Raw genomic sequence first — 8,639 nt, forward strand, 5'->3', positions numbered from 1 at the left:
CCCGCGACCTGGTCGCCGCCGGTCGCCGGGCCCTGATCGCCGTCACCTGCGACGAGCTGAACGCCAGGCAGCTGAACGCTCTGTCCCGCGTTCAGCTGCCGCTGGTCGTGATCGACCCGCTCAACCTGCCCTACGCCCAGGTGACCAGCATCGGCTCGACCAACTTCGCCGGCGGGCTGGCCGCCACCCAGCACCTGCTGTCCCTCGGGCACCGTCGCATCGCCTACATCGGCGGCCCGGCCACCGCGGCCTGCAACCAGGCCCGGCTGCACGGCTACCGCGCCGCCATGGAGGCCGAGGGGGCGCCGGTGCGGCCGGAGTACACACGGTCCGGGCACTTCCGCTACCACGACGGCCTGGAGTACGGGGGGGCCGTGCTCGACCTGCCGCAGCCGCCGACGGCGATCTTCGTCGGCTGCGACGAGAGCGCGCTGGGCGTCATGGAGGCCGCCAGGGCGCGGGGCCTGCGCATTCCGGAGGATCTGAGCATCGTGGGCTTCGACGACACCCAGATCGCCCGGATGGCCTCCCCGCCCCTGACCACCGTCCGCCAGCCGCTGCGCGAGATGGGCGGCGTGGCACTGCGTACGGCGCTGCGCCTGGCGGCCGGCGAGAAGATCGACTCCCACCACGTCGAGCTGGCCACCGAGCTGATCGTCCGCGCGTCCACGGCGGACGTGGCCTGCGCGAAACATGCCTGAGAGCTGAGACTCCGGGACCAGGCGCCTCTGGGCGGCCGGCCACGCCCGTCGCGCGATCTTTTCACCAGGAGACGCTTGACACTCCAACGTCGGCTCTCCCCCCACTCATCCGACCGCGCCCGACGGCCGCCGCTGGGCGGTGTTCGTCGTCGTGTCGCTCGGTTTCGTGATGATGACCATCAACTGGTTCAACCTGTCCTCCGCCTTCGGTCCGATCAGCACCTGACCGGCGTCCGGTGCTGCATTCGTGACCTTTCGCCCCGATACTGGTTCGCCGTACAGGATCTGGCAGGGAGGAAACGGGTGGAGGCCAAGGGGCGCACCGCCGAGATAATGATCGCTGAAGCCCGCAAGGCGTTCTGGGTGATGGTCGGGTTCCTGGCCGTCATCTGGATCATCCAGATCCCCAACTGGGCGTCGGGCTACGCGCTGAGCTACCAGTACGGCGTCCAGGCGTGGAACCCGGCACGGCTGCCTGACATCATCTCATCGCCGTTCCTGCACTGGAGCTGGGAGCACATCGAGGCCAACTCGGGGCCGCTGTTCGTCTTCGGCTTCCTGTCCGCCTATCGAGGCGTCGCCAAGTTCCTCAGCGTGACGGGACTCATCATCGTGGTCAGCGGTCTCGGCGCCTGGTTCACCGCCAGCCCGCAGGGCATTGGCGTGGGCGCGAGCGGCGTCGTCTTCGGCTACTTCGGCTACATCCTGGTGCGCGGTGCCTTCGACCGGCATCTGATCGACATCGTGGTAGGCGTGGTCATGGCGCTGTCCTTCGCCTACCAGTTCGCCGGGCTGCTGCCTCAGGAGGGCATCGGCTGGCAGGCTCACGCGTTCGGCTTCGTCGCCGGCGTGCTAGGTGGCTGGCTGTTCCGTGACCGCAAGCGTCCCCGGCCGGCGCCGGCCTCCCCACAACCGAACTCGAGGGCCGCGCTGATGAAGGAACTGGACGACCTCGGGCTCTGATCGGAACGTCGCCATGCTCGTCCCCGACGACAGCGCGTTCGACGGAGGCGTCCACATGTGATGGCCCGCCCGGCCGAAAGTACGACCTCACCGGTGGCTGAAAGGCCGGACCGGCGCGAGCCGTTCCGCCGATGACCGCGGCCGCCACGGTCGCCACCATCGAGGCATGACCGACACGAAGGCGGGATGGCTCATCCCCACCGGGCTGCTCGCCCTCAGCTTCATTCCGGTGCTCGCGGGCGCCGTCCGCGTGAGCGAGCTGACCGGCGGCGCCGACATCACGCCGGACAACGCGCGCTTCTTCGCCGAGCCCGTGCCCGTGCTGCTGCACATCGTGGCCGTCACCGTCTACAGCGTCCTGGGGGCCTTCCAGTTCGCGCCCGGCTTCCGCCGCCGCAGGCCCGCGTGGCACCGGGCGGTCGGCCGGGTGCTGATGCCGTGCGGCCTGGTCGCGGCGCTGACCGGCCTGTGGATGACCCTGTTCGCCACGCTTCCCCCCGGCGACGCCGGGCTCCTGACCGGCTTCCGGCTCGTGTTCGGCTCGGCCATGGCCGTCTCGCTCGCGCTCGGCCTCGCCGCGATCCTGCGGCGCGACGTCGCCCGGCACCGCGCCTGGATGACCCGCGGCTACGCGCTCGGCATGGGCGCGGGCACCCAGGCGGTGACCCAGTCCCTCTGGCTCGTGGCCACGGGCGCCACGCCCGGCGAGTTCACCAGGGCGCTGCTCCTCGGAGCAAGCTGGGTCATCAACCTCGCCGTGGCCGAATGGGTCATCCGCCGGCGCTCCCGGCTATCGCGTCCGGGACGCGCGGGGCGATCGGGGTGACTGTGACTACGCCTGACGTCGAGCCAGCGTGAAGTCGATCTCGAAGGAGCGGTTCCACGGGAACGTGATGTCCTGGATCGTCCAGTCCGGGGCGAAGCCGTGCAGGATCGGCTCGAGCCTCTCGCGGGCCGCGGTGGCGTCCGGGCCGGTGGCGCGGACGATGGCCTGGTAGCCGTAGTCCTCGGTGAGGCGATGCAGGAGGAGGCGCCGGGCGGCGGTCCGGTCCAGGGTGTTCTCCCTGGTGCCGACGACGGTTGCCACGGCGGCCGCCACCACCGAGCCGATCGTGTTGCCCGCGGTGTTCCAGCCGCCGTAAGCCACCAGGCCCTCGACGAGGCCCTCCGCGCTCAGCGCCTTGATCAGGTCCGGGTCACCGCCGTTGGTGTGACGGACGTCCGCCAGGGCGACCGGGACGCCGGCCGCACGGATCTCCCGGACCGTCGCGGCGACCGCGGCGGGGTCCGGGCTGGGCGGGTTGCCGAGCCAGTCGGTACGGCCCGGGGCGGGGGTGTGCAGGACCAGGGCGACGTCGGCGTCCTGGCCGTCCTCGGCCACCTGGGCGCCGGCGGCGAGGATCTGCCTGCGGGCGCCCGCGCCGGCGGGCAGGTTCTCGAAGGCGGCGACGACGTCCAGCCCGGCCGGGTCGCCGCTGACCACGCGGATGCGGATGGGGCGGCCATGCCGTGCCGCGAGCGCGCGGGCGACCAGCACCGCGCCGACCTCGTCGGCGCCCGGGTACATCAGCAGCGTGCCCGCCGGATCGAGCGCCCGCGCCCAATGCCGAAGCCAGCCCTGCTCGACCGAGCCCGCGGAGTGCACCGCCGTGTCGTCGGCGGTGATGAGCAGCGGGTCGACGACGCTTTCCGCGAGGAGCTTGAGCGCCTCCAGGTTGACGGCGTGGTTGCGCAGGCGGCGCAGCTCGAAGTCGGTCCGGACCTCGGCGGGGATCTTGCTGGTGAGCTCGTCGGCAGGGGGCTCGGCACCCGTCAGGTCGGCCACGTGCGCACGGTGGAGCAGCCCGCCGTACGCGTGCAGCTCGCGGCCGAACCGCGGCCAGTACGGCGGTTCCTCGTCGCCGTGGTAGCTGTCACTGGCCCTGGTGACCAGCGAGACCGCGGAGATGGGCAGGCCGGGCCGGGCCCGGCGGAGTCTGCGCAGCACGTTGAGCCGCTCGAGGACCGTCAGCGTGTCGTCGCCGGTGGTCCTGGACGCGACGAGGCCGCCGTGCACCAGCATCTCCACGCAGACCACGGCCGCGTCCGGGTCCTGGTCCAGCAGCCATTCGCCGAGGGGCCCGGCCTTGCCGGGAATCCGCATGGACGGCAGCAGCCCGGCGTCGGGCAGGCTGAGCCGCGCGCCGGCGATGGCCGCGACGTCGGCGGGCAGGCGGGTGTTGACCGGGCGTTCGTCGAGGGGAAGAAGAGCGATGTGCATGCGGTGGAACTTCCTACTGGGCGTCGCGGTAGATGGTGAGCTGGTAGGAGTAACGGTCTCCCCGGTAGAGCGAGTCAGCGCGCTCGATGGCCCGGCCGCGGATGTCGAAGCCGGTCCGTTGCACCAGGAAGGCCGGGGAGAACGGCGGGGCATGGAGGGCCCGCGCGTCGTCCGGATCGAGCACGGTCGCCTTGATCGCCTGCTCCGCCCGATGCAGGGTCAGCCCGTATCGTGCCGACAGCACCTCGTACAGCGAGCCGTGCAGCTCCGGCCCCAGATCGTCGGGCACGAGCTCGACGGGCAGGTAGCTGTGCTCCAGGCAGATGGGCTCGTCATCGGCGGTGCGGACCCGGCGGATGTGCAGGACTTCCGACGACGGGCTGATCTGCAGGGCGTAGCCGATGTCGGCGCCCGCCGGGATCCGCTCGCAGCCGACCTCGAGCGACCCGGGGCGCAGGCCGCGTGAGCGCATGTCCTCGCTGAAGGAGGTCAGCTCGACGGACTTGCGGATGCGTGGTTCGCTCACGAACGTGCCCGAACCCTGGACCCGGTAGACCCGCCCCTCCCGCTCGAGCTGGTCCAGAACGCGCCGCACGGTGAGCCTGCTGACGGAGAACTCCTCGGCCAGGCTCCGCTCGGTGGGCAGCCGCTCGTGCGGAGCCAGCTCGCCGACCAGGAGACCCTCCAGGTGCCGGCGGAGTTGCTCCGACTTGGCCGCGGGGCGTTCGGTCTTCATGGCTCAGGAGTCTAAACCCGAAATTGGTGTACTCCAATACCTTGACCTGCTTGCCCAAACTGGCCTATACCAATTCAGAACGATTTCGGCATTTTGCGAGGAGCAAGAGATGAAGATCGTCCAAATGGGCATGCCCTTAATGCTCGTGGCCGCACTGGCGGCATGCTCTGGCAACGCCGCCGAATCCGGCGGCAAGACGACGATCACGTTCTCTTACCTCTGGTCCGGGCCGGAGGGCGAGGCGATCGAGAAGCTCATCGCCGGCTTCAACGCCAGTCAGAACAAGATCGTGGTGAAGGGTGTCTCGAGCCCCGACACCCAGAAGCAGCTCGCCTCGATGTCCAGCGCCAACGGAACGTTCGACATCTCCGACAACTTCGGCAACACGGTCGGCTCGTGGGCGGCCAAGGGCATCCTGGCCCCGCTCGACGACCTGCTCAAGGAGCAGGGTGTCGACACGGGCGCCTTCGCGCCCGCCGCCATGGACCAGATGCGCTACAAGGGCCAGACGTACGCGCTGCCGATCGCCGTGCACACGTTCCAGTTGGTCTACAACAAGAAGCTGCTGGACGCGGCCGGGGTCGAGCCGCCCAGGACCACGGACGAGCTCGCCGCGGCCATCCCCAAGCTCACCAAGACCGACGGCAAGGGCGCCCTCACCCAGCTGGGCCTGGGCAATCCCAACCTGCCGACCTCCCTGACCACGCTCGGATACGCCTTCGGCGGCAACTGGGACGGCACCGACCCCGCCAACCCCGCCCCGAGCCCCGGCGATCCGGGCAACCTGGCGGCGCTGAAGTTCTGGCAGGACAACATCACCAAGAAGTACGGCGCCGACAAGGTGAACGCCTTCAAGGCCGGGTGGGGCCAGTACATGTCGGCCCAGGACCCGTTCTATTCGGGCAAGGTCGCCATGGTCATCGACGGTGAGTGGCAGGCCGTGTCGATCCCGAAGAACGCGCCCGAGCTGGAGTGGGGCGTCAGCCCGATCCCCGTCGCCCGGCCCGACCTCGACGGCACCACCCAGCTGACCGCGAGCACGCTGTTCATCCCGGCCAACTCCAAGCACCGGAAGGAGGCCGCCACGTTCCTGAAGTACATGGTGTCGGAGAGCGCGGCACGCGAGCTGAGCCTCGCCCTGGGCAACCTGCCCGCCCGGACAGGACTGGCCGGCGATCCCGCGTACGCGAAGATCGCGAATTTCGACGTCTGGCTGCAGGCGATGAAGTCGCCCAAGGTCCGCTCGCTGTCCAGCGCGCCGTACGCCGCCGAGTACGCCACCGACCTCGAGAGCGCCTTCGACTCTGTCGCCAGGGGCACGGCGACACCGGAGGAGGGCATGGCCAAGGTCGCCGGCAGAGCCTCGGGTTATGCGCGCGGGTGACAGGAGGGGGCTGCTCAAGGGGCTGGCGTTCGCCTCTCCCTTCCTGATCGGGTTCGCGGTGTTCATCGCGTACCCGATCCTGGCCTCCCTCCGCTACAGCTTCACCGACTTCAACCTGTTCCAGGACCCGCAGGGGGTCGGCCTGGCCAACTACGCCAGGATGCTGAGCGACGAGCGGCTGTGGCAGAGCCTGGGCAACACGCTCTACATCACCGCGCTCGGCGTGCCGCTGACCATCGCGATCGCGCTGGCCGGGGCGCATGTGCTCAACCTGCCGGTGCGCGGGCAGCCGCTGTTCCGCGCGCTGGTCTACCTGCCGACGATCGTGCCGATCGTGGTCGGCGGCTATCTGTGGCGGTGGCTGCTCAATGCCCAGTACGGCTTCGTCAACTGGGGGCTCGGGCTGGTCGGGCTGCCCGCCCCGCTGTGGCTGGAGAGTCCTGACTGGTCGCGGCCCGCGATCGTGCTGATGTCGCTGTGGACGGTCGGCGGCACCATGATCATCTATCTGGCGGCGCTCAAGGACGTGCCCGCCGAGCTGTACGAGGCGGCGGCCATCGACGGAGCCGGGTCGTGGCGCCGGTTCCGGCACGTCACCTGGCCCATGCTGTCGCCGATCACGCTCTTCCAGGTCATCGTCACGTTCATCGGGTTCCTGCAGATCTTCGCGCAGCCGTACCTGCTCACCCAGGAGCGGCTCAACACCAGCAGCGGCGGGCCCGAGGACAGCATGCTTTCCTACAGCATGTACCTGTTCCAGAACGCGTTCGTGTTCCTGAAGATGGGCTACGCCTCGGCGATGGCGTGGGTGCTCTTCCTCGTCACACTGATCATCACGGTGGTGGTGGTGCTGAGCTCGCGCAGGTGGGTGCACTATGGTTCGCGCTAACGGGCGGCGGCTGCTGGTCGCCGGGCTGGTGCTGGTGTTCGTCTTCCCGTTCCTGGCGATGCTGAGCACGGCGTTCAAGCTGCCGGCCGACATCTTCCACGCGCCGCCCCGGCTGCTGCCGGCCGAGTGGACGTGGGAGAACTTCGCCGCCGCCTTCCAGCAGATCCCGGTCTGGCGCTACCTGGGCAACACGCTGTTCGTCTCGGCCGCCAACGTGATCGGCACGCTGCTGGCCTGCCCGCTCGTCGCCTACTCGCTGTCCAAGCTGAGGTGGCGGGGACGCAGCGCGCTGCTGGCCGTGGTACTCGCCACGATGATGCTGCCACCGCAGGTCACGATGATCCCCGTCTACCTGCTGTGGAACGCCTTGAACGCGGGCGACACCTACTGGCCGCTGATCGCCCCGGCCTTCTTCGGCACGCCGTTCCTCATCTTCATGATCCGTCAGTTCCTGATGAGCGTGCCGAACGACCTGATCGCCGCCGCCCGCCTCGACGGCGCGAACGAGCTGCGCATCTACTGGTCGATCGTGCTTCCGCTGGCGCGTCCGGCACTGGTGACCTCCGCGGTCTTCCAGTTCGTGTGGACGTGGACGGACTTCCTGAACCCGCTCATCTACCTCAACGACAGCGAGAAGTACACCTTGTCCATCGGTCTGTACGCCTTCTTCGCCGAGCACGACATCGCCTGGGGGCCGCTGATGGCCGCTTGTGTCATGTTCACGATCCCCGCTCTGCTGATCTTCATCTTCGGTCAGCGCTACTTCGTCGGCGGCATCTCCACAGGGGCACTCAAATGAACCGGCTGCGTGGCGGGCTCATCGTCTCCTGCCAGGCTCCGCCCGGACACCCGTTACGCGACCCCGAGGTGATCGCCCGCCTGGCCGAGTGCGCCGTGCTCGGCGGGGCGGCCGGGTTGCGGGTCAACTCGGCGGAGGACGTTTCCGCGGTGCGCCGGCGTACGGAATCGCCGTTGATCGGTCTGCACAAGGTCGGGCACGGGCACAGGGACGTGATCACGCCGACGCTGGAACTGGCGGCCGGGCTCGCCGAGGCCGGCGCGGACGTGATCGCCGTGGACCTCACGGACGAAACCCCCGGGCCGGGGCTGAAGCTGATCGAGCAGATCCACGCGCTGGGCCTGCCCGTCATGGGGGATGTCTCAACCCTTGAGGAGGGCCTGGCCGCCTGGGAGGCGGGTGCGGACGTCGTCGGCACCACGCTGTCCGGCTACACCGCCCGCCAGCTGCCCACGCCGCACGACCCCGACCTGCACCTGGTCGGCGCGCTCGCCGCACGCGGGGTGCGGGTGATCGCCGAGGGCCGCTACCGCACCGAGCAGCAGGTACGGCAGGCGTTCGCGGCAGGCGCGTGGGCCGTGGTGGTCGGTGGGGCGATCACCGACCCGGTCTCCATCACCCGGCGGCTGGCCGCCGCCGCACCGCGATGACGCCGCCTCACCCGGCGTCCGGCCGCCCCGTCGCGACGACCCCTCTCGCGCTGGCCGTCGACATCGGCGGCACCAAGATCGCGGTGGGGCTCGTGGCGCCGGACGGGACGCTCGAGGCGCGGCGCAGGGCGGCCACCCCCGCCGGGCCGTCGATCCTCCGGACCGCCTTCGAGCTCGCCCGCCCGCTGGTGAGGCGGGCCGCGGTCTGCGGGATCGGCACCGCCGGCACGGTCGATCCGCTGGGGCGCATCGCCTCG

9 protein-coding genes and 1 pseudogene are annotated in these 8,639 nt (G+C 70.1%); 8 read left to right on the forward strand and 2 right to left on the reverse strand.

Features of this window, described 5'->3' with window-relative positions; translation table 11 throughout:
• From AB0J09_RS47200 to AB0J09_RS47210, 3 genes are all read left to right on the forward strand, one after another.
• A partial coding sequence (locus tag AB0J09_RS47200) for a substrate-binding domain-containing protein (RefSeq protein WP_360706724.1) occupies positions 1–701 on the forward strand: 701 nt, incomplete at its 5' end.
• 303 nt (positions 702–1,004) lie between these two features.
• A complete protein-coding gene (locus AB0J09_RS47205) occupies positions 1,005–1,664 on the forward strand; it encodes a rhomboid family intramembrane serine protease (RefSeq protein WP_360706727.1) in 660 nt (219 codons plus the stop codon).
• Between the two features lie 166 nt (positions 1,665–1,830).
• Positions 1,831–2,490, forward strand: coding sequence for a DUF2306 domain-containing protein (locus AB0J09_RS47210; protein WP_360706729.1), 660 nt, complete (start codon positions 1,831–1,833; stop codon positions 2,488–2,490).
• Between the two features lie 6 nt (positions 2,491–2,496).
• On the opposite strand, the gene AB0J09_RS47215 is transcribed toward AB0J09_RS47210, so the two are convergent.
• Together AB0J09_RS47215 and AB0J09_RS47220 are read right to left on the reverse strand one after the other, a co-directional pair.
• A complete protein-coding gene (locus AB0J09_RS47215; RefSeq protein WP_360706732.1) occupies positions 2,497–3,924 on the reverse strand; it encodes a DUF4127 family protein in 1,428 nt (475 codons plus the stop codon).
• 13 nt (positions 3,925–3,937) lie between these two features.
• The gene (locus tag AB0J09_RS47220; RefSeq protein ID WP_360706735.1) at positions 3,938–4,660 is read right to left on the reverse strand and encodes a GntR family transcriptional regulator; all 723 of its coding nucleotides are present in this window, start codon (positions 4,658–4,660) and stop codon (positions 3,938–3,940) included.
• Positions 4,661–4,769: 109 nt separating this feature from the next.
• Between AB0J09_RS47220 and AB0J09_RS47225 the strand changes: the two genes are divergently transcribed.
• From AB0J09_RS47225 to AB0J09_RS47245, 5 genes and pseudogenes are all read left to right on the forward strand, one after another.
• Positions 4,770–6,044, forward strand: a complete 1,275-nt coding sequence (locus AB0J09_RS47225; protein WP_360706738.1) for an ABC transporter substrate-binding protein — start codon at positions 4,770–4,772, stop codon at positions 6,042–6,044.
• A complete protein-coding gene (locus AB0J09_RS47230; RefSeq protein WP_360706741.1) occupies positions 6,031–6,933 on the forward strand; it encodes a sugar ABC transporter permease in 903 nt (300 codons plus the stop codon). Before AB0J09_RS47225 ends, AB0J09_RS47230 begins: the two co-directional genes overlap by 14 nt.
• Positions 6,920–7,732 carry a carbohydrate ABC transporter permease gene (locus AB0J09_RS47235; protein WP_360706743.1) on the forward strand — a complete coding sequence of 271 codons (813 nt, stop codon included), beginning with the start codon at positions 6,920–6,922 and terminating at the stop codon, positions 7,730–7,732. The genes AB0J09_RS47230 and AB0J09_RS47235 overlap by 14 nt, the downstream gene beginning before the upstream one ends.
• Entirely contained in the window at positions 7,729–8,382 is a 654-nt protein-coding gene (locus AB0J09_RS47240) for a putative N-acetylmannosamine-6-phosphate 2-epimerase (RefSeq protein WP_360706746.1), read from the forward strand. Before AB0J09_RS47235 ends, AB0J09_RS47240 begins: the two co-directional genes overlap by 4 nt.
• Positions 8,379–8,639, forward strand: a pseudogene (locus tag AB0J09_RS47245) (hypothetical protein); the annotation flags it as partial. The gene AB0J09_RS47240 and the pseudogene AB0J09_RS47245, both read left to right, overlap by 4 nt.

Origin of the sequence: Nonomuraea sp. NPDC049784 (assembly GCF_040659615.1) — a bacterium.
Taxonomy (GTDB): Bacteria; Actinomycetota; Actinomycetes; order Streptosporangiales; family Streptosporangiaceae; genus Nonomuraea.